Here is a 19,290-nt window from a genome sequence, read left to right as displayed (position 1 = left end):
GGCGGATGGCCTATTTTAAAAAGGTGCTGATTGCAAACAGAGGGGAAATTGCTAGGAGAATTATTCGCACCTGTAAGAAGCTTGGCATCGATACCGTTGCAGTCTATTCTGAGGCAGATGCTGAGGCTCCCCATGTTAGCGAGGCTACAGAGGCTGTATGCATCGGTCCAGCCCAGGCGAAAAAAAGCTATCTAAATGTTGAAAAGGTAATACAGGTAGCAAAAGAAACGAAAGCGGATGCGATTCATCCAGGCTATGGATTTTTATCGGAGAATCCGGAATTTGTCCGCCGCTGCGAGGAGGAAGATATTGTTTTTATTGGTCCTTCTGCAGAAACGATGCGCCTCATGGGAAGCAAGCTTGAAGCACGAATACAAATGCAAAAAGCCGGTGTGAACGTTGTTCCGGGTACAGATAAAAGCGTTGAATCTGTAGAGGAAGCCATACAGATTGCGAACGATCTTGGCTATCCGCTTATGTTAAAAGCGAGTGCGGGCGGCGGCGGTATCGGAATGCAGCTCGTACACAACCAAGAAGAGTTACTAAAGGTGTTTGATGCAACAAAGCAGAAAGCAGACTCATTTTTTAATGATGGCACTGTTTTTCTGGAAAAGTGGATTTCAAAGCCTCGCCATATCGAAGTTCAAATTGTTGCTGATGCCTATGGAAATGTGATGCATTTATTTGAAAGAGAATGCTCAGTCCAACGGCGGAATCAAAAGGTGATTGAAGAAAGTCCGTCCCCGTTTTTGGATGAGACCCTTAGAAATGAGCTGCTGGCAGCTGCCATTCGTGGCGTAAAGCAAATTGATTATACGAATGTAGGTACAATGGAATTTATTTTTGACGAAAATAAAAATTTCTATTTTCTTGAGATGAATACCCGTTTGCAGGTAGAGCACCCGGTAACGGAAGAAATAACAGGATTGGATTTAGTCGAGCTGCAGCTAAAGATTGCTGCAAAGGAACAATTGCCTTTTACCCAGGATAATATCACAAAAACTGGTCATGCGATTGAATGCAGGCTTTATGCTGAGGATCCAGTCACCTTCTTCCCGAGTCCCGGAGTTATTTCTAGCCTGGAGCTGCCTGGTGATAATGTCAGATATGATTTCGGCTTTATCAATGGAAGTGCAGTTACACCTTTCTATGACCCAATGATTGGAAAAATTATTGTGCACGGCATATCCCGTGATCACGCGATTAGTAAAATGCAAAAAGTGCTTGAAGAAATGGATATTCAGGGAGTTAAAACGAATCTGCCGCTCCTAGAAAAGATAATGAAAAACGAGCAGTTTATAAGTGGAAATTATACGACTGAATTTCTAGCTGAGCATAAAGCAGAACTGCAAAAGAGGTGACACAATGTTTAAAGTAGATTTGAACTGTGATATGGGGGAAAGCTTTGGGCTTTACGAGTTAGGCAATGATGAAGAAATGATGCAGTACATTACCTCTGCCAACATTGCTTGTGGCTTTCATGCCGGGGATCCTCATGTAATGAGGAAGACGGTGGAGCTTGCGAAGAAATATGATGTTGGAATTGGCGCGCATCCCGGATTTCCTGATCTACTGGGCTTTGGCCGGCGCTACATGACTTGTACACCAGCAGAAATTAAAGATTATGTCATGTATCAAGTAGGGGCCTTAAGGGAGTTCTGTTCTGCAGAAAAAGTGAGCATTCAGCATTGTAAACCGCATGGAGCTTTATTTATGAAGGCTGCGGAGGATAAGACCTTAGCAAGAGCCATATTAGAAACACTGCACGAAATGGACCCGCAAATGATTATTTTTGCTCTTAATCAGTCCGAATTGCTGGAAGAAGCAATAAAAATGGGCGTCCCGGTTGCAAAAGAAGTCTATTCTGATCGGGAGCACACAGAAACCGGCTCGATTGTATTAACGAGAAGAGGTACAGAAATCAGCGATTACGAAGCGATGGCCCAACGAGTTGTGCGAATGGTAAAAGAGGAACGAGTCATTACTCATGATGGTAAGGATGCTTCCATAAAAGCTGAAACGATTTGCATACACGGAGATACACCAGGTGCTCCTATATTGGCCAAGAAAATTGTAGAAGCATTAAAAACGAGCGGAGTCGAGATTGTTCCTATCAAGAAAATAATTTAAATAAAACCAATTGTCCAGATTGGAGCTCCCTTCCTTGTTCGGGAAGGGATAAAGCTCTGAAATAGAAAGTCTTAACGTTAATTATTAGAATATTAGAAAAAAACGGACCTAGAAGTCAAAACAGTTTTAAAGGAGAGGTCGCTTTGAAAATTGAGCATTCATATACTTTCAAGGGTATCCCAAGAGAAGTGCTATGGAGAACCATTCAAGATAAGGAGGTGTTGAAAAGGTCATTACCAGGTTGTAAGTCATTTGTTGAGGTGGAGGCTAATGTTTTTGAATCTGAGCTAGGCATTAGTATTGGTCCTGTAAAGGGAGTATTTACAGGAGATGTCCGTCAGGTTGATCAGAAGGAGCCTGAATTTTACCGTCTGCTTGTTACCGGGAAGGGCAAGCCTGGTGAAATTGATGCGGATGCAGAAATGGCTTTAGTTGAAACAGAAGAAGGAACAGTTCTTGAATGCAGGGCAGATGTGAAATTGACAGGTATTCTCGCTTCGGTTGGCCAGCGAGTCATGAGTGGAGTAGCGAAGGTTGTCATTGGTCAATTTTTTAAAGATATAGATAAAGAAGCGAAACAGCTCGTTTAGGTAACTTTATTCAGCGTTGTTTATTGTAACGGGAGTGTATTCATAGCGAATGGTTTAAAGGTACTAATTGGGAGGTGCACTGGATGGCAATCGAAAATGTAAATGTAAAGGTGAAAATCAACGGAAAAGAAAGATGTGCAGATGTAGAGCCGCGAACGCTGCTTGTTCACTATATCCGTGATGATCTAGGTTTGACGGGGACACATATTGGCTGTGATACGAGTCAGTGTGGCGCATGTTCGGTAATGGTGGATGGAGAAGTGGTAAAATCATGTACGATGTTGGCTGTACAAGCGGATGGATCCGAAATTACAACGGTAGAAGGTTTGGGGCAAGTAGGTAATTTGCATCCAATCCAGCAAAGCTTTTGGGAAAAGCATGGGCTGCAATGCGGCTATTGTACACCTGGGGTTATGATTGCAGCGGTTGGCCTGCTGAAGCAAAATCCAAATCCAACTGATGAGGAAATTCGCGAAGGCCTTGAAGGGGTTATTTGCCGCTGTACCGGCTATCAATTTATTGTTGAGGCAGTCAAGCATGCAGCACAGCTAATGAGAGAATCGGAAATTCAATTAGTAGGAGAGGAGCGCTCATAATGACAAAGGTTGTTGGTGCTCGGCTGAAGAGGAAAGAAGATCCTAAGCTGATTACAGGTAATGGTAGTTTTTCAGATGACATTGTACTCCCAGGAATGCTGCATGCTGCTATTTTACGGAGCCCGCATGCTCATGCCATGATCAAAAGCATTAATGTGGAGGAAGCATTAAAGGCACCAGGGGTTGTCGCGATTTATACCGGGAAAGATCTTGAAGGTAAAATTGGCCGCATCCCTTCTTCATGGCTTGTCCCTGGATGTGATTTGAAGGAAGCCCCGCAGTATCCACTAGCGATTGATCGAGTTCGTTATGTGGGTGATGGTGTTGCACTTGTCATTGCTGAAGGCCGCTATGCGGTTCGTGATGCCATGTACTTAATCGATGTAGAGTACGAAACTCTTGCTCCTGCAGTAGGGCAGAAGAAATCGATGGAAGATAACGCCCCACTAGTTCATGACGATATTGAAAATAATATTGCGTTCCATTGGAAAGCGGGGGCAGTGCCAGAAGAGGTTTGTGAAAACGCAGAAGTAGCTATTAAGCAAAGCTTTTATGTGCAGCGGGTAGCGCCAAGTCCGATTGAAACCCGGGCAGCTATCGGCCAATACAATCCAGGAAGCGGAGACTTAACACTTTGGTGCACATCCCAAAATCCGCATATTCATCGGATGGTTTTATGTGAAGTGCTCGGAATCTCCGAAGCAAAATTAAGGGTAATCGCTCCGGATATGGGAGGCGGCTTTGGCGGAAAAATCGGTGTCTATCCTGATGAAGCACTTGTTGGATATGCAGCACGAGATTTAGGCCGTCCTGTGAAATGGATTGAGGAGAGAAATGAACACTTTACTGCCTCTAATTACGGACGTGACGAAGTCATTGATGTTGAGTTATACGGGAAAAAGGATGGAACTTTAAGTGCCATCCGAGTAAAAAATACTCATAATGTCGGCGCATATTTATCAACGATGGGACCAGGAGTTTCAACGATCGATTTTGGATTGATGATTACAGGCTGTTATAAAATTCCTTATGCGGCATGCGAAACGTTCGGTGTCTATACAAATACCACGCCAACTGACGCCTATCGCGGGGCAGGTAAGCCTGAAGCGACTTATCAGATTGAGCGGGCTATCGATTTGTTCGCAAAAGAGATCGGGATGGATCCTTTAGAGCTTCGAAGGAAAAATTTCGCCCAGAAAGAGGAGTTTCCTTTTACGAATGCACAAGGCTTAGTATATGACAGCGGGGATTATGAAAAGCCGCTGGCAAAGGCATTAGAAATGTTTGATTATAATAAGTTCCGTGAAGAACAGAAGGAATTGCGCAAGCAAGGAAAACTTGTTGGCGTTGGATTCTCCACGTATGTAGAATTATGTGGTTTTGGCCCGTCTAAAGTGGCTGGTGCAATCGGATTCCAAGGGGGAGTCTGGGAAAACTCAACCGTACGCGTCCATCCGTCTGGAAAAGTAACGGTTTATTGCGGAACATCGCCGCATGGTCAAGGACATGCCACTGCTTTTGGTCAAGTCGTTTCTGAAAAACTAGGCATCCCGATAGATGACATTGAACTTGTTTTCGGTGATACACAGGCGGTTTCAATGGGATGGGGGACATATGGGTCGCGTTCAATAGCTGTAGGAGGTACGGCAGTAGCCATTGCGACTGACCGCGTTGTCGAGAAGGCAAAGAAAATTGCTGCTCATGAGCTAGAGGTAAATGTACAAGAATTAACATTTGAAAACGGAATCTTTTCTGTTAATGGCTCTCCAGGCTTTGAACGTACTTTCCAAGAAATAGCCAAATCAGCCAATATGGCATGGAATCTGCCTGAAGGGTTAGAACCATCTCTTGAAGCGCAGGCATTCTATGACCCTGAAAACTTCGTCTATCCGTTTGGCACACATATTGCGGTTGTAGAAGTCGACAAAGCAACGGGTCAAATTGAAATCAAACGATATATTGCTGTCGATGATGTAGGGCGTGTGATTAATCCGCTCAATGCTGAAGGTCAGGTGCATGGCGGTATTGCCCAAGGGATTGGTCAGGCACTTTGGGAAGGCGCTGTGTATAACGAGGATGGCCAGTTATTAACGGGTACCTTTATGGACTATGTACTGCCGAAAGCACGTTTCTTCCCTAAAATCGAAACAGCCTTTACAGAGACTCTATCCCCTGTAAATCAGCTAGGTGCAAAAGGGGTTGGAGAAACAGGAACGACTGCATCAACCCCAGCGATCATGAACGCGGTTATGGATGCGCTTGAGCAATACGGGATACAAGATATTGAAATGCCGCTAACACCAGAAAAAGTATGGCGGGCGATTTCTGAAAGTGAGGGCAAGTGAGTTGATACCTTCTAAATTTGATTATATTCGCGTAAATTCGATTGATGAGGCCATTCAGCAATTACAGCAATGTAACGGTGAAGGAAAGCTGATTGCTGGAGGACATAGCTTAGTTCCACTTTTGAAATTCAGATTATCGGAACCAGGCGCTCTGATTGATATTAGCCGCATTGCTGAGCTAAAAGGGGTTCAAAAGGATGGAGACCGCATCGTTATTGGTGCACTCACGACCCATTTCCAAGTTGCGAATGATCCAATTGTAAAAGAACATATTCCTGTATTATCTGAAACTGTTCGTCAAATTGGCGATCTGCAGGTACGCAACCGGGGAACGATTGGCGGGAATATCGCTCATGCGGATCCAGCTGCAGACTTGCCTGCAGCAGCTTACGTACTCGATGCAGAAATCGCTTTTCATGGAGAAGAAGGTCCTGAAACGATGAATATTGATAGCTTCATCGTAGGACCGCTTATTACAATGCTGCCTGAAAATAGTGTGTTAACGAGTGTTTCATTTGCCATTCCACCTAAGCATACGAAATCAACCTATCTCAAATTCTTCCACCCGGCATCAGGTTATCCGGTCATCGGAGTCGCCGTTGTTGCTGGAGTTGGGGAAAATGATGTCATTGATTACATTAAAATTGCTATTACTGGTGTCGGGGATGTTCCATATCGTGCGACCTCTGTAGAGGATAAACTTCTGGGCCAAACCTTGTCTGAATCGGTGATTAAAGAAGCTGCACAATTGGCAGCCGATGAAGGGGAAATGGCAAGCGATCTATACACATCTGAAGAGTATAGAAGAAACCTGTGCAAGGTGTATACGGAAAGGGCATTAAAGTCAGTATTTTATTAAAAAAATAGTTTAATAGAATAGGGGGCGCATCTTAATTGAGAAATGCCCCCTTTTTAAATTGGGATAATTCGTAATTCTTAGGAGGTAAAAGGATGACCGATAATGAATTAATTATTGAAGCCATTAACAACACACGAAAATCAGGTCGGAAATCAGCATTAGCCACTGTTGTAAGTGTTGCGGGTTCTGCTTATAAAAGAGAAGGGGCGAAGATGCTGGTTGATGAGGAAGATAACATGATCGGGATGATTTCTGGAGGATGTCTGGAGTCGGATGTTGCAGAAGTGGCAAAATCTGTGATGGCGTCAGGAACTCCTATTCTGAGGACATACGATTTAGACGAGGATCTAGTATGGGGACTCGGACTGGGCTGCCCAGGCACGGTGAAAATTTACATTGAACCTGTCGAGCCTTATTAAATAATTGATGGAGGGGTAATATGTTAAACCTATCACCATTTGAAGCATGGTTAACGAGTTTCGAAGAAGAGCGGGAGTGTGTTCTGGCAACCATTCTGCCAATCAATCCATCACATCAATCAAAAGAGCCTTACCGTTTATTTATTTCTGGAAGCCATGAAACGATTGGCGACCTTGGCGATGAGGACATTAATCTAAGGATAACAGAACTGGCAAGAAGAAAATTAAATGAAACAAATCCGAAATCGGAGACTCGAGTATTCACACTGCCAGATGGAAATGAGATTCATGTATTCATAGATGTGTATATCCCTCCAGTGGAACTGATGATTTTCGGTGCCGGACACGATGCCATTCCAGTAGCCAAATATGCAGTTTCTTTAGGGTTTAAAACAACAGTTGTAGACCAGCGTGAATTTTATAATAATGAGGATCGTTTTCCGGGAACTAACAGAATTATTGCCAAAACGTCTGAATTTCAGGAAAAAATTAAGATCGGCCGAAGAACGTATATTGTTGTCATGAATCACCATATTGAAAGAGACCAGGAAACATTGAAATTTGTCTTGCGCTCCCCATCGCCATATATTGGTGTTCTTGGCCCACGCTCCCGCCGCATTCGGATGATAGAGGGACTAGAAGAAGGCGGTGTCTTTTTCGATGAAATTGAACTTAATAGAATGTACAGTCCAATTGGTTTAGATATTGGAGCTGTATCGCCTGAAGAAATCGCCCTTAGTATTCTAGCGGAGGTCGTTGCGAAAAAGAATGGCCATTCGGGCGGATTTTTACAAGGATCTGAATATATTCATAGAGCTGCGTGCACGAAGGAACCGGTATGAATGAGCATACGATGAACCCATCTATTTGTGCTATTATTCTTGCTGCCGGTACGTCTTCTCGTATGGGGCAGCCAAAGCAATTACTAGAATTAAAGGGGCGGCCGCTTTTAGAGCATGTTATTCGATCGGCATCCACCGCAAATTTTTCCGAAATTATAACGGTCATCGGCTGTGAAGCTGATAAAATACAAAAAACTATTTCAATAAAGGATCCGCGATTTCGCTGGGTTGTCAATAAAGATTATTTATCTGGGCAAGGCTCCTCATTAAAAACAGGCATTGCAAAGGCAGGAAGCCAGCATTCAGGAGTGATGGTATTCCTTGGCGACCTTCCATTTATTTCTCAAAGTACTGTTCAAACCATTTTTCAAATAGGAAAAGACATGCTAAAAAATCAAGACGAAAGCTTTGTTATACGGCCCGAATTCAATGGAATGACAGGGCACCCTGTTTTTTTTGGACATCTTGATAGAAATCTATTTATGCAGATTCAAGGGGATCAAGGTGCGAAAGCGATTATTAGTAAAATCTCTACCCGTCAATCCATTTCTGTGGAAGATAGCGGTATATTATTCGATGTTGATACACCTGAAGTATATGAAAAAGCCAGGAATTTGAATAAATAGAAATGTTTATATTTTCAGTATATTAATTTCCAATTCGTTCATTGAAAAAGTATAATAGCCTTATATGGGATTCTTGCTAAATAGGAGGGATCGGATAGGTTGATTATTTGGAAGGATATTCTGAAGCCGATTTCAATCTTTGTTGATGTTCACAGTACGATTGAATCCGTCATTCACCACTTTTCAAATCAAGATGCGGATATTGTTTTAGTAACAGATCAAGGGTCTCTAGTAGGTTATTGTACGAAGGAGCTTCTGTTGAATCAAATCGCAAAAGCCTCAGATCTTAAACAGATGATTACGTATAGAAATGATATTTTAAAAGTCCCACAGTTTTCTCCGGTTGAATTTTATCATAATGTCTCTTTAATAATTGGAATTAATGAGAAGGAAGAAATTGTTGGCTATACGACCATTGAACAGGCACGGCATGGAATAAGTGAGCTGCGGTTAAAGGATATCAATCTGCTATTGCATGGAGCGGGTGTAGGGATTGTCAGGACAAATATCAATTATCAAATTGAATTTATTAATGAAACGGCTGAAAATATTTTAGGCATTCCGAGCTCATTTCTGATGCTTCGAAACTATAAAACTCTTTTAACGAATGATAAAGACCTTGATAAGGTGTTGAACGGGGAAACGCTTGTCAGTGTAAATTCATCAATTAATTTCAAACAATTAAGTGGGAATTTTTATCCGTTACAGGTAGATGGGATTATAACTGGGCTTGTTCATGTTTTTTTCTCGAGAGAGGTATTTGAGGAAGCCGTACATGAACTTGATTTTGTACGAAATTTGAATTCCGATTTACAGGCTGTTTACGCGTCTTCTCAGGAACAAATACTCGTAATTGACGGTAGCGGAAAAATCATTCGTGTCGCTGGCATGTTTCTCGGAGACTTTTGGAAGGTGGAAAAGCCTGAGAATATCATCGGGAAAAATATTGATGAATTTTCGAAAAGGAACATTTTTCAGCCGAATGTTTTTGAGTTATGCCAAAAGCAAAAGAAAAAGGTAACTGCGATTCAGGATTCCGCTGGAAGCAGCAGGGTATGGTCAGTAGCAACCCCTGTTTACCACGAAGGAAAATTAGAGAAGGTCGTTGTCCTCTCAAGGGATATTACCCAGCAAAGCAGCTCCCTTAAAGATGACGATACGGATCAATCTTTACATAATAGACTTGAAAATAATCATAATGAAAAAAGGCTTGTATACCGTTCAAAAAAAATCGAGCAATTAGTTACAGAGATTAAAAGAGTGGCCCAATTTAATTCAACTATTTTACTAGAAGGCGATTCAGGAGTCGGAAAAGAAGTATTTGCCCATAAAATCCATACAGCTAGTCCGCGAAGTAAGCAGCCGTTTGTACGAATAAACTGTGGGGCAATACCGGAAAACCTGATTGAAAGTGAATTATTTGGATACGAGAAAGGTTCATTTACGGGTGCAGACAAAAATGGGAAAGCAGGTCTATTTGAGATGGCTAATAATGGCACGCTCTTTCTTGACGAAATTGGGGAGCTGCCATTAAATATGCAAGTTAAGCTATTGCGTGTGCTGCAGGAACGAGAAGTAACGAGGATAGGCGGGGTCAGGCCGATTGCTGTAAATGTTCGGATTATTACGGCGACAAATAAGGATTTGCAAGAAATGGTCAATCAAGGCGAATTTAGAGAGGATTTATACTATCGATTATATGTCATTCCCTTTCGAATCCCTGCCTTAAGCGAGCGAAAGGAAGATATCCTGCCTTTGTCGATTCACTTTTTGGAGAAATTTAAACAAATGTATGATATTAAAAAAAGCTTCACCCCAGAAGCCATTGAAGTATTAGAGACGTATGCATGGCCTGGAAATGTAAGAGAGCTCCAAAATATTGTGGAGCGGCTTATTCTGCTGACAGATGGTGAATGGATTCAACGGGAGCACGCATTAAAATATTTATACGGCGAAGTGAAGAAGAAGAAAAAACAGTTATTTGTTTTAGAGCTGATGCCGCTGAAAGAGGCTGTTGAAGAATTAGAAACTCAATTAATTGAGCGGGGAATGCAGAAATATCGAACGGCCGACAAATTATCAAAAGTACTCGGAGTTAGTCCGGCTACGATCAGCAGGCGGATCAAAAAGCTGAAATAATGAGAGGAGTGACTCCTAATGTTTAATTTGCCTGAAACTCATTTTAATTTCGGCGGGGATGAATATATTTATGCTGAAATATCCCGTGATATGAGGATTGAGAGTAACTTTAAAGCTTTGGCCGTAACAGACGAACTAAGAAAAAGAAATATCCCTGGAATTATGGAAATTGTTCCATCCAATTCGTCCTATTTAGTTCGCTACAACCCGGATATCATCTTGGCAAAAGATTTGCTAGATTTATTAAAAGATATTGATTTAACGAAAAGCGATCCAACAAAGCTGCATTTTTCAGTCCGAATAGTTGAAATTCCAGCATGGTACGATGACCCTGTATCGAAGGAATTTTCTCATCGCTTTCGAAATAGACACCCTTCACCCGATTTATCTAACTTCGAATTTGTTATGAAAGTAAATGGTTTTACAGACAAGGAAGCATTTATTCAAACTCATTCAGAAACTCCTTATTTAATTACGATGGTCGGATTTCTTCCAGGAACGGCCTGGCATTTCCCTCTTGGATTACAGCCAAACGAAATCATTCAAGCACCTAAATACAATAGTCCCCGAGCGGAAACACCGGAAAGAGGCATGGGCCTTGGCGGGGCATTCAATGTAATTTACCCTGTAAGCGGACCAGGCACCTATCAGCTTATCGGCCGGTCTGCCGTTTCTGTAGTCAATCAGCATAATCAATTAGAAGAATTACAAGAGACGTCTTTTTTGGCTAGGCCAGGTGATATTTGGAAATACCGTCCAATAAATGAATCTGAATATCATAAGATTACGAGTGAGGAGAAGGCTGGTAAGTATCGCCTTAAAATGAAAGAAATTGACCTATCTCCACTTGAATATGCTGAGAAGGGCAAACAATATATCCAAGAGTTAATGGAGGACTTTTAAATGATAGAGGTAAGGGAGCCGGGGCTATGGACAACCGTACAGGATATGGGACGAGTTGGAAAATATCATTTGGGCGTTCCGCCATCGGGAGCGGCTGATAAATACTCGTATATGATCGGGAACCTGCTTGTCGGAAATCCGAAGGATTTTGCAGCAATTGAAATGACGTTAATTGGCGGGGAACTTGTGTTTCATAAAACTTGCATAATCGCCCTAACAGGTGCCCCAATGGAATCCTACTTAAATAACAAGCCGATCTCCTTCTGGGAAAACCACCAAGTAAAAGAAGGAGATATTTTAAAAATAAAAGCTTGCCCTAAAGGGGTTAAAAGTTATCTGTGTATTTCTGGCGGTATTCATGTACCTGATGTTATGGGCAGTAAATCAACCTATGAATTAAGTAGAATTGGCGGTTTTCAAGGCAGAAAATTAGCCGCTGGAGATAGGATCCAAATAAATGAGCCATTACCCGATGCCTTCAAGAGAATCGGAAAAACGATCCCAATCGAATATATCCCGTCCTTTAGCGATTTTCAAGAATTACGAGTGATGATGGGGATTACGGGTTATTTAATGAATGATCTTGCTCTAAAAACCTTTCTCAATTCAGAATGGACGGTATCACACGAATCGAATCGAGTTGCTTACCGTTATAAGGGTCCAAAAGTGGAATTTACCGAGCAGAATCCGCCATTCGGTGCAGGGAATAGTTTTTCCAATGTCGTTGATATTGCCTATCCAATTGGTTCCGTTTTATTTACAAACGAGGAAGAACTAATTGTTCTGCAAAATGATGCAACAACGGGCGGGGGGTTTATCACGATTGGCACGGTTATTAGCCAAGACCTGGATCTAATCGCACAATCAAGACCATTATCCAAGTGCCGCTTTATCACCGTAACGATTGATCAGGCCATGCAAGCACGTGCAGAAAGAAGGAAGAAGCTGGAGGAACTGATACAAATGATTAGAGGTTAGGATTTAGTGTGAAAGCACGAGAGCGAACTGGAAAAAATTATATTCTATGCTTTACATTTATCTTTGAGAGGTGTAGAATTTCTACATACCTAATAATTCTAGGTAGGTGAAAATATGTTTAATCGTGAATTGGTCAAAGGAAGTTCATCCCTGTTGCTCCTTCAAATGCTTGGTGATCGGGATATGTATGGGTATGAGATTGTTAAAGAACTGGAGAAGCGCAGCGAAAATGAGTTCTCCTTCAAGGAAGGCACATTGTATCCGGCTCTTCATAAGCTTGAAAAGCAGGAATACATTGAATGCTATTGGCAAGAGCAGGAGAAGGGACCTGCCAGGAAGTATTATCGTATTACGGAGGCAGGGAAAGAAATGCTTCTAGAAAAAACCCGTGAGTGGAACGACTTTGTTTCTGTCATGAACAAGGTGATGGGGAGAAAAAAGCATGGACCGGCTGAAGGATGAATTTTTAGAAGAACTTGCAAAGCATCTCTACAATCATAGTGAAAAAGAGTCAATCTTAAAGGAATATGATGCACATCTCGATAATCTCCTTGTAGAACTCTTCAAATTGGAAGATGAATCTGAGATACGCGATCAAGTTTACTCAAGGTTCGGAACTCCTGAAGAGATTGCCGCGATTTGGAAAGAGGAGCTTTCTATTACGCCGAGCAATATGAAATGGCTGTTTATTGCGGTTAATATTCTATTTTTCGCTGCGGGTTCTGTCCTTACTCTTGCGCATAATCTGCTTGATTGGAGCTGGCTCACAAGCTTGTGGGTTCAATTGACTTCTTTTCCCATCTTAATTGCGCTCATCTACTTGTTTTTCTGGGCATTGCTTGGATACGAAATTGGCAGAGGCTTTGGACATAAAGGCAAATCGCTGATGAAAACGACATTCTTCTTGGCTTTAGTACCAAATTTAATATTAATGGTTTTAACCATTTTTCGAATCATTCCCCATGAATGGTTTAGTCCATTGCTGACAGAAACCTTTATCGGGATCTGTATTCTAATGACGTTACTTTTGTACCCAGTTTGCCTGATTAGCTACAGATGGGGAAAAAAAGCTTCAGTATAAGCTTTTTTTTGCACTGATACATAGAATATCTACATATATAGAAACTCTATATATAAAAGGAGGCTTTATTAATGGAAATCAAAATCGAAAGGATTGATTGGATTTTCTTCTTCTTGTGTTTTTTAATGGGGATTATGGCAGAAGAAGCATTCTTCAGGTATCAGATTGGCATCTCCTACTTTCTTTTCATTGCTGTATTTTACGCCCTATTTTTCTGGAGATTTCGGACATTTTCCTTTTCGCATCAGCGGTTTGGCTATTTAATATTAATCGTAATATGGCTTTTAGCCGCAAGTTATTATCTGTATGACACTGCACTTTTTTATGCGTTAAATATTCTTTTGATACCGGCACTTGTTATCTTCCATCTTGCATTGATTACTTCCCCAAAGAAAATAGAGTGGAGCAGCATATATTTCATTAGTTACACTTTACTACGCTTGATTGACGGAATTCGGTATAGTGCCCTTTTCACTAAATATACTGTTAATCTGACAAGGCGTGGCAGCACCGAAAAACAAAATGATATTTGGAAAAAGGTTCTGATTGGAGTAGCTATCTCTTTCCCGTTTTTGTTTGTCATTCTAAATTTGCTGATGTCTGCTGATACTCAATTTGAAAGACTTTTAAGTAGTATCCCGGGTTTGTTCAACATTAATGGAGAATATGTCTTCCGATTGGTCATCATTCTCATATATACTTTCAGTTTCTTTGGATTCCTACAAGTTCTTTTTCGAAAGAATATCCATATTATCCAAAAAGAAGGCCTCTTTAAGCCTTTTGGGGTGGATGGAATCATTGCACTTACTGTACTGCTGCTCCTTGATGTTGTATATGTAATATTCGTTGCCGTACAGTTCAAGTACTTCTTCAGCGGTACGCTGGATGAAGGTTTCACGTATGCTGAATATGCTCGTCGCGGGTTTTTTGAACTGCTTTTTGTCACATTGATCAACTTGACTGTTATAACTGGGGTTATCAATTTCACAAAAAAAATTCAAGGCATGTTGAAAAAAACAATTAATTCCGCTTTAACCATCCTTATCCTATCGAGTGGGGTCCTTCTGACGTCAGCTTTCATGCGATTAACGATGTATGAGGATGCTTATGGATTCACATTAACACGGGTTCTCGCACATTCCTTTATGATTTTCCTAATGGTTATCTTTGCTTATACTCTTGTAAAAATCTGGATTGAGAGGTTATCGTTAATCCGTTTTTATTTTATTGCAGCACTTATTTATTATGCAGGGATTAATATCGCTAATATTGATAGAATTGTTGTGGATCAAAATATGGCTCGCTTTGATACGACAGGGAAAATAGATATTCAGTATTTGAACAGCTTGTCTTCAACAGGAATAATGGGTTTAATTGAGCTTTATGAAAGGAATCCTGACGTTCAAGGACTAGAAACTCTGCTTATGCAGCGTAAGGAAGAAAGAGAGCATGTAAAAAGCCGTTCATGGCAGTCCCATAATCTAGCAAGAGACAGCGCTTATGAAATGCTGGGGGAGTTGGATTTTTAAAAAGTCATAGATTCTGCTCAAAATTGTGTAGTGTGTATTATCTATAATGAATTAAAAGGCCGACATTCTTGAACGTAAGAACGTCGGCTTTTTCCTTATTTACTATTCTGCTTTAAAAATCCTAACGATATTTACTACGAGAACCTTTGCGATGGAATAAGCTGGAATGACGAATATAATTCCAATAATACCCATAAGGTTTCCGGCTGTTAAAATTAACACAATGATTGTTAATGGATGAATGTTTAGCGTTTTCCCCATGATATTGGGTGAAATAATATTGCCTTCAATTTGTTGGGCAACTAACATGATTATGGCTACGTAAAGAGCCATTATAGGATCTTGAAATAATGCTACTAAAAATGCAGGAATGACTGCGATATATGGACCTAAAAATGGAATGACGTTTGTAAACATTCCGAACATCGCTAAAACAAGTGAATAGTTCAGTCCGATAATTAAATAGCCAATAAACAAAAGCAAGCCGACAATCACACTGACGAGCATTTGACCTTGAATATAGGTAGAGATGGTTTTGTCCATTTCTTTTAATATGTTCTTCACATGTTCCTTTTTAGACTGTGGGAACAAAACAGCCACACTTGGTGCAAATCGATGACTATCCTTTAACATATAAAATAAAATAAATGGAACAAGCACAAGATAGAAAATCGTATTGATAAATCCGCCAATCAATCCAAAAACACTAAGGATTCCATTTGCAATATTCCCTACATTGGATTCAATTCGAGATTCTAAATCTGCACTTGCAGATAGTAAAGCTTCTTGAACGAAGTCTGGAAAAGTTGTCCGATTTTCCTGAACATACTTTATCCAATCTGTTACGGTGGAAACCATCGCTGGCAAATTATCCACAAATCGTTCTAATTGGTCATTGATGACTGGCCCAACCAATTTTATAACGCCATAAATAAACAAAATGATGGCAAAATAAGCAGCTAAAATGGCAATCCATCGAGGTGCTTTCTTCTTTTCTAGCCACGCTACTAAAGGCCGGCATAAATAAAACAAAATACCAGCTACAACAAAAGGTAAAAAGATCGTTTTTATCAAAACAGCGATTGGAGTTAAAATAAACTGATTCTTATTTAATAAAAACACAATTAATAAAAATAAGATGATGGCAACCATACTTTTAAACCATCTTTTTTCTAACAATGACATGTACCATTCTCACATCCTAAATTTAGCTAGTATTCCTCTGTATAGAATGAGCAAATTGGAGCAATAAGCTACTGTACTTTTAGTTTTTTTCTTTTTACGATCATCCATATAATAAGCAGGGCAATTGGAATTAACAAATAGTTTGCATATTGGCCAAATAATTCCCCAGCTTTCTCCCATTGAGGTCCAAGTCTATAACCTAAATAAACGTAAATGGCCGTAACCGGAAGCATTGCTATATAAGTATAGATCATAAATTTCCACACATTCATCTTGGCCATCCCACATGGAATCGAAATGGCTGTCCGAACCCCTGGAATAAATCGACCTAAAAATGCCACACTGCCACCGTATTTTTCAAAAAAAAGATCTGATTTATTAATATGCTCTTCTTTAATAAAGAAATATTTCCCAAATTTCATTATGACAGGTCTGCCCCCATAGCGGCCTAACGCGTATAAGGTTAGCGGTCCAAGTACACCGCCAATAGAACCTGCAAATATGGCTCCGTATAAATTCATATCGCCTTCATATACCCAATAGCCAGCCAATGGTAAAACGAGTTCTGCTGGAATAAATTCAAAAGTTAGCGCAAGCATAATACCTAAATAAGATAGCTCTTTAAAAGCCTCGATCATTTCTATGATTAGAGCTTCCATGAAAAAATTACCTTCCTTATTTTTATTTTCAAAACTACAGAAGAACATCACAAACATCTTATCCACATAAGATTTATAAAGCCTCTCTATAAACGAACTTAAGGGAGTTACTTCATAATGTAAATAGGTTTTAATATAAAACAGGAAAGAAAAATTATACCACATAATCTTTTAGGGATGTGTTATTAATAATTTTACTGTTTAAATATATTCAAAATGTGAAACGTAATACTTGATAATAAGTTGTTACATCCCTTATTTTCTTACTTCTAATTAAATGAATCGGTTACACATGTATTATCATTTGGTATTGCATTTGCTTTAGGTATCTTCGTGCATGTTGTCGTTAGTGGTTTAGTTACCGTTGAAGATATTAAAGAAGAAAATTGTTGGTGAAATTAGAGATGAGTTATTCAAATCTATGTTTAAATTGCCTGTGGGGTATGCGAGCAAAATTTTTAGACTATCCTTTGGATATTAAGTTTTGAACGCTTGTCCCACAAGCTTTACTAAAAAAGGTGAAAAGAGGTAAAAAATGCTTAAAAAAATATTGAAAATGGTCAAACACCTTTCCCGAGGCAGCAGTGAACGAAGACATCGCCGCGGCAGCAGCAGTAGCAGCAGACGCTACAAATCATTTCCAATGAGTGGAAGCCACCGCTACAAACGAAAGGGCCGAAGCAGCAGCTAATTTTACTCCATACAGTTATCATCCTTTTTCTTGCGCTTTTATTGCGGCATATAAATCCGTTGAAATTTCACTAGTACTTGTATAAGGTTCATGTATTCCTAATAGTTTTTTCAGTAAATGAACGGTTTCCGTTTTTAAAGAAAGTTCTTCTGTCCAGGGGAGGGCTTTTTTATTTTTGGAGGAGTACGTTGAATAAAGCAAATATAAAAGCAAGTCCCCTAAATCATAGTAATCCTGATGTCTCATCTCTAGAATAACTTCTTGTTTATTTTGTTGATGCATCGAGGCTCCTTGCTTAGATAAACCAAAATCAATCAAAAAGGGTTCCTTATTTTTTAGAAGAATGTTAGCAGTACGCAAATCTTGATGATAAATGCCTTTATTGTGAAGGTCATCTACTAATTCGAGTAAGTGGACAATAATTAAGAGCGATTCTTTCTCATTGAACGTTTTCTTACTAATAAATAACTCGTCTTCAAGGTTATTCCCATCTATAAACCTCATTGCATAAAAAAGTTGTCCATTACTTGAAAAAGCCTCATATAATACTGGCATATTGCAGTGGTTTAATTTACCTAAAACTGAGATTTCATTTTCAAACATCTCTGCATCTTTTTTATATCGCTGCTTACTTGGTCGAAGCTGTTTAATCACTCTATTTTCATTTGTTTTCAAATCTCTGCAGAGATATACCATCCCGTAGCTTCCAGCACCTATAAAACTTAACACCTGATAGCGATCTTTCAAAACTGTCCCATCTTTAATAGGTATATCCACAAAAAACTGATAGATTTTTCGAATGGAACGTAATATTGAAATGGTTCTCACCTCTATTAAAATGTGCATCCTTTATTTTATCATTGCGTATCTTTATTAGGAATTTGTTCAGTAAAGATTAATCTTGTTTTACCGAATATTTCTTTCATAGTTTTATTCCCTTTTATAATTATAAAAGGTTAAATAAATAGAAAAAATATATGAAGGATGAGTGTTCCTTATTTTAAATAATTAGGATGCGGGGTATGGAAGAGATTTTTTTAAAAATTGAAATCCTTCTTTACATACCATACAGGGGTATAATATAATGTGATTGAGGGAGGGGACCAAATGGAATCCAATCTAGAAAATAATTCGTTACTGGGAGAAGATGAAGAAGAGATTTGCTGTGGGGCGATGAGTGACAGAAAAAGCCATCATTCCGATAAAGTGAAGAAAAACCTTGTGACACGTTTGAATCGGATCGAAGGGCAAATTCGTGGAATCAAAGGGTTAATCGAAAGAGACACTTATTGTGATGATGTCATTACACAAATTTCTGCTACTCAATCTGCATTAAATAGTGTCGCTCGAATTCTGTTGGAAGGACATTTAAAAACTTGTGTCGTTGACCGGCTTAATGAGGGGGACACAGAAGTATTAGATGAGGTTTTAATTACCATCCAAAAATTAATGAAAAAATAAGGAGAGGTTTAACCATGGAAAAAATCACTTTACATGTTGCTGGTATGTCGTGCGGACATTGTGTTAAAGCAGTTGAAGGCAGTGTGGGAGAATTAGCCGGTGTGGAAAGCGTAAAAGTTGATTTGAAAAATGGAAAAGTAGATATCGAATTTAATTCTTCAGAAGTAACTGTTGATAAAATCAAAGAAACGATTGATGATCAAGGATACGATGTTAATTAATATACTTTAAAGGAGACCGTGCTTAGTTGGCACGTT

The 19,290-nt window shown here is 39.8% G+C and carries 20 protein-coding genes; 17 read left to right on the top strand and 3 right to left on the bottom strand.

Features of this window, described 5'->3' with window-relative positions; all coding sequences use genetic code 11:
• Window positions 1-5 precede the first annotated feature (5 nt).
• The 15 genes from RRV45_RS19045 (at window position 6) to RRV45_RS18975 (ending at window position 15,037) form a co-directional block, all read left to right on the top strand.
• Window positions 6-1,361 (top strand): acetyl-CoA carboxylase biotin carboxylase subunit, encoded by a 1,356-nt coding sequence (locus tag RRV45_RS19045; RefSeq protein WP_315666229.1) that lies wholly within the window; start codon window positions 6-8, stop codon window positions 1,359-1,361.
• A gap of 4 nt (window positions 1,362-1,365) precedes the next feature.
• Entirely contained in the window at window positions 1,366-2,130 is a 765-nt protein-coding gene (locus tag RRV45_RS19040; protein WP_315666228.1) for a LamB/YcsF family protein, read from the top strand.
• Between the two features lie 143 nt (window positions 2,131-2,273).
• A complete protein-coding gene (locus RRV45_RS19035) occupies window positions 2,274-2,720 on the top strand; it encodes a CoxG family protein (RefSeq protein ID WP_315666227.1) in 447 nt (148 codons plus the stop codon).
• A gap of 83 nt (window positions 2,721-2,803) precedes the next feature.
• Window positions 2,804-3,316, top strand: a complete 513-nt coding sequence (locus RRV45_RS19030; RefSeq protein ID WP_315666226.1) for a (2Fe-2S)-binding protein — start codon at window positions 2,804-2,806, stop codon at window positions 3,314-3,316.
• Window positions 3,316-5,661: a xanthine dehydrogenase family protein molybdopterin-binding subunit gene (locus RRV45_RS19025; RefSeq protein WP_315666225.1), complete on the top strand. Its 2,346-nt coding sequence runs from the start codon at window positions 3,316-3,318 to the stop codon at window positions 5,659-5,661. The genes RRV45_RS19030 and RRV45_RS19025 overlap by 1 nt, the downstream gene beginning before the upstream one ends.
• Before the next feature lies 1 nt (window position 5,662).
• On the top strand, window positions 5,663-6,520 hold the full coding sequence (locus tag RRV45_RS19020; protein WP_315666224.1) for an FAD binding domain-containing protein: 858 nt from the start codon (window positions 5,663-5,665) through the stop codon (window positions 6,518-6,520).
• A gap of 92 nt (window positions 6,521-6,612) precedes the next feature.
• On the top strand, window positions 6,613-6,939 hold the full coding sequence (locus RRV45_RS19015; protein WP_315666223.1) for an XdhC family protein: 327 nt from the start codon (window positions 6,613-6,615) through the stop codon (window positions 6,937-6,939).
• A gap of 20 nt (window positions 6,940-6,959) precedes the next feature.
• On the top strand, window positions 6,960-7,781 hold the full coding sequence (locus RRV45_RS19010; RefSeq protein WP_315666222.1) for an XdhC family protein: 822 nt from the start codon (window positions 6,960-6,962) through the stop codon (window positions 7,779-7,781).
• The gene (locus RRV45_RS19005) at window positions 7,778-8,407 is read left to right on the top strand and encodes a nucleotidyltransferase family protein (RefSeq protein WP_315666221.1); all 630 of its coding nucleotides are present in this window, start codon (window positions 7,778-7,780) and stop codon (window positions 8,405-8,407) included. The genes RRV45_RS19010 and RRV45_RS19005 overlap by 4 nt, the downstream gene beginning before the upstream one ends.
• Before the next feature lie 99 nt (window positions 8,408-8,506).
• On the top strand, window positions 8,507-10,546 hold the full coding sequence (locus tag RRV45_RS19000) for a sigma 54-interacting transcriptional regulator (protein WP_315666220.1): 2,040 nt from the start codon (window positions 8,507-8,509) through the stop codon (window positions 10,544-10,546).
• Window positions 10,547-10,564: 18 nt separating this feature from the next.
• The gene (locus RRV45_RS18995; protein ID WP_315666219.1) at window positions 10,565-11,449 is read left to right on the top strand and encodes a 5-oxoprolinase subunit B family protein; all 885 of its coding nucleotides are present in this window, start codon (window positions 10,565-10,567) and stop codon (window positions 11,447-11,449) included.
• Window positions 11,450-12,427: a 5-oxoprolinase subunit C family protein gene (locus tag RRV45_RS18990; RefSeq protein WP_315666218.1), complete on the top strand. Its 978-nt coding sequence runs from the start codon at window positions 11,450-11,452 to the stop codon at window positions 12,425-12,427.
• Window positions 12,428-12,541: 114 nt separating this feature from the next.
• A complete protein-coding gene (locus tag RRV45_RS18985; protein WP_315666217.1) occupies window positions 12,542-12,889 on the top strand; it encodes a PadR family transcriptional regulator in 348 nt (115 codons plus the stop codon).
• Window positions 12,870-13,508: an HAAS signaling domain-containing protein gene (locus RRV45_RS18980; protein WP_315666216.1), complete on the top strand. Its 639-nt coding sequence runs from the start codon at window positions 12,870-12,872 to the stop codon at window positions 13,506-13,508. The genes RRV45_RS18985 and RRV45_RS18980 overlap by 20 nt, the downstream gene beginning before the upstream one ends.
• 71 nt (window positions 13,509-13,579) lie before the next feature.
• Window positions 13,580-15,037, top strand: a complete 1,458-nt coding sequence (locus RRV45_RS18975) for a DUF4153 domain-containing protein (protein WP_315666215.1) — start codon at window positions 13,580-13,582, stop codon at window positions 15,035-15,037.
• A gap of 102 nt (window positions 15,038-15,139) precedes the next feature.
• Here RRV45_RS18975 and RRV45_RS18970 read toward each other — a convergent pair whose 3' ends face one another.
• From RRV45_RS18970 to RRV45_RS18960, 3 genes are all read right to left on the bottom strand, one after another.
• Window positions 15,140-16,222, bottom strand: coding sequence for an AI-2E family transporter (locus RRV45_RS18970; RefSeq protein ID WP_315666214.1), 1,083 nt, complete (start codon window positions 16,220-16,222; stop codon window positions 15,140-15,142).
• Between the two features lie 68 nt (window positions 16,223-16,290).
• Window positions 16,291-16,881 (bottom strand): DedA family protein, encoded by a 591-nt coding sequence (locus RRV45_RS18965; protein WP_315666213.1) that lies wholly within the window; start codon window positions 16,879-16,881, stop codon window positions 16,291-16,293.
• A gap of 709 nt (window positions 16,882-17,590) precedes the next feature.
• On the bottom strand, window positions 17,591-18,418 hold the full coding sequence (locus tag RRV45_RS18960; RefSeq protein ID WP_315666212.1) for a serine/threonine protein kinase: 828 nt from the start codon (window positions 18,416-18,418) through the stop codon (window positions 17,591-17,593).
• 261 nt (window positions 18,419-18,679) lie between these two features.
• Between RRV45_RS18960 and RRV45_RS18955 the strand changes: the two genes are divergently transcribed.
• The gene (locus RRV45_RS18955; RefSeq protein ID WP_315666211.1) at window positions 18,680-19,033 is read left to right on the top strand and encodes a metal-sensitive transcriptional regulator; all 354 of its coding nucleotides are present in this window, start codon (window positions 18,680-18,682) and stop codon (window positions 19,031-19,033) included.
• 14 nt (window positions 19,034-19,047) lie between these two features.
• Entirely contained in the window at window positions 19,048-19,254 is a 207-nt protein-coding gene (gene copZ, locus RRV45_RS18950; RefSeq protein ID WP_315666210.1) for a copper chaperone CopZ, read from the top strand.
• Window positions 19,255-19,290 lie beyond the last annotated feature (36 nt).

The organism is Bacillus sp. DTU_2020_1000418_1_SI_GHA_SEK_038, assembly GCF_032341175.1.
In the GTDB taxonomy this organism is placed as follows: Bacteria; Bacillota; Bacilli; order Bacillales; family Cytobacillaceae; genus Cytobacillus.
The sequence above is the reverse complement of the archived record's forward strand: the minus strand, read 5'-3'. Positions and strand labels throughout refer to the sequence as shown.

Bases quoted from the DNA above. Each gene is read 5' to 3' on its own strand.
- RRV45_RS18970 (WP_315666214.1), bottom strand. From the start codon at position 16,222: ATGTCATTGTTAGAAAAAAGATGGTTTAAAAGTATGGTTGCCATCATC.
- RRV45_RS19015 (WP_315666223.1), top strand. From the start codon at position 6,613: ATGACCGATAATGAATTAATTATTGAAGCCATTAACAACACACGAAAA.
- RRV45_RS18955 (WP_315666211.1), top strand. From the start codon at position 18,680: ATGGAATCCAATCTAGAAAATAATTCGTTACTGGGAGAAGATGAAGAA.
- RRV45_RS18980 (WP_315666216.1), top strand. From the start codon at position 12,870: ATGGACCGGCTGAAGGATGAATTTTTAGAAGAACTTGCAAAGCATCTC.
- RRV45_RS19040 (WP_315666228.1), top strand. From the start codon at position 1,366: ATGTTTAAAGTAGATTTGAACTGTGATATGGGGGAAAGCTTTGGGCTT.
- RRV45_RS19010 (WP_315666222.1), top strand. From the start codon at position 6,960: ATGTTAAACCTATCACCATTTGAAGCATGGTTAACGAGTTTCGAAGAA.
- copZ (WP_315666210.1), top strand. From the start codon at position 19,048: ATGGAAAAAATCACTTTACATGTTGCTGGTATGTCGTGCGGACATTGT.
- RRV45_RS19030 (WP_315666226.1), top strand. From the start codon at position 2,804: ATGGCAATCGAAAATGTAAATGTAAAGGTGAAAATCAACGGAAAAGAA.
- RRV45_RS19045 (WP_315666229.1), top strand. From the start codon at position 6: ATGGCCTATTTTAAAAAGGTGCTGATTGCAAACAGAGGGGAAATTGCT.
- RRV45_RS18990 (WP_315666218.1), top strand. From the start codon at position 11,450: ATGATAGAGGTAAGGGAGCCGGGGCTATGGACAACCGTACAGGATATG.
- RRV45_RS18965 (WP_315666213.1), bottom strand. From the start codon at position 16,881: ATGGAAGCTCTAATCATAGAAATGATCGAGGCTTTTAAAGAGCTATCT.
- RRV45_RS19025 (WP_315666225.1), top strand. From the start codon at position 3,316: ATGACAAAGGTTGTTGGTGCTCGGCTGAAGAGGAAAGAAGATCCTAAG.
- RRV45_RS18975 (WP_315666215.1), top strand. From the start codon at position 13,580: ATGGAAATCAAAATCGAAAGGATTGATTGGATTTTCTTCTTCTTGTGT.
- RRV45_RS18985 (WP_315666217.1), top strand. From the start codon at position 12,542: ATGTTTAATCGTGAATTGGTCAAAGGAAGTTCATCCCTGTTGCTCCTT.
- RRV45_RS18995 (WP_315666219.1), top strand. From the start codon at position 10,565: ATGTTTAATTTGCCTGAAACTCATTTTAATTTCGGCGGGGATGAATAT.
- RRV45_RS18960 (WP_315666212.1), bottom strand. From the start codon at position 18,418: ATGCACATTTTAATAGAGGTGAGAACCATTTCAATATTACGTTCCATT.
- RRV45_RS19005 (WP_315666221.1), top strand. From the start codon at position 7,778: ATGAATGAGCATACGATGAACCCATCTATTTGTGCTATTATTCTTGCT.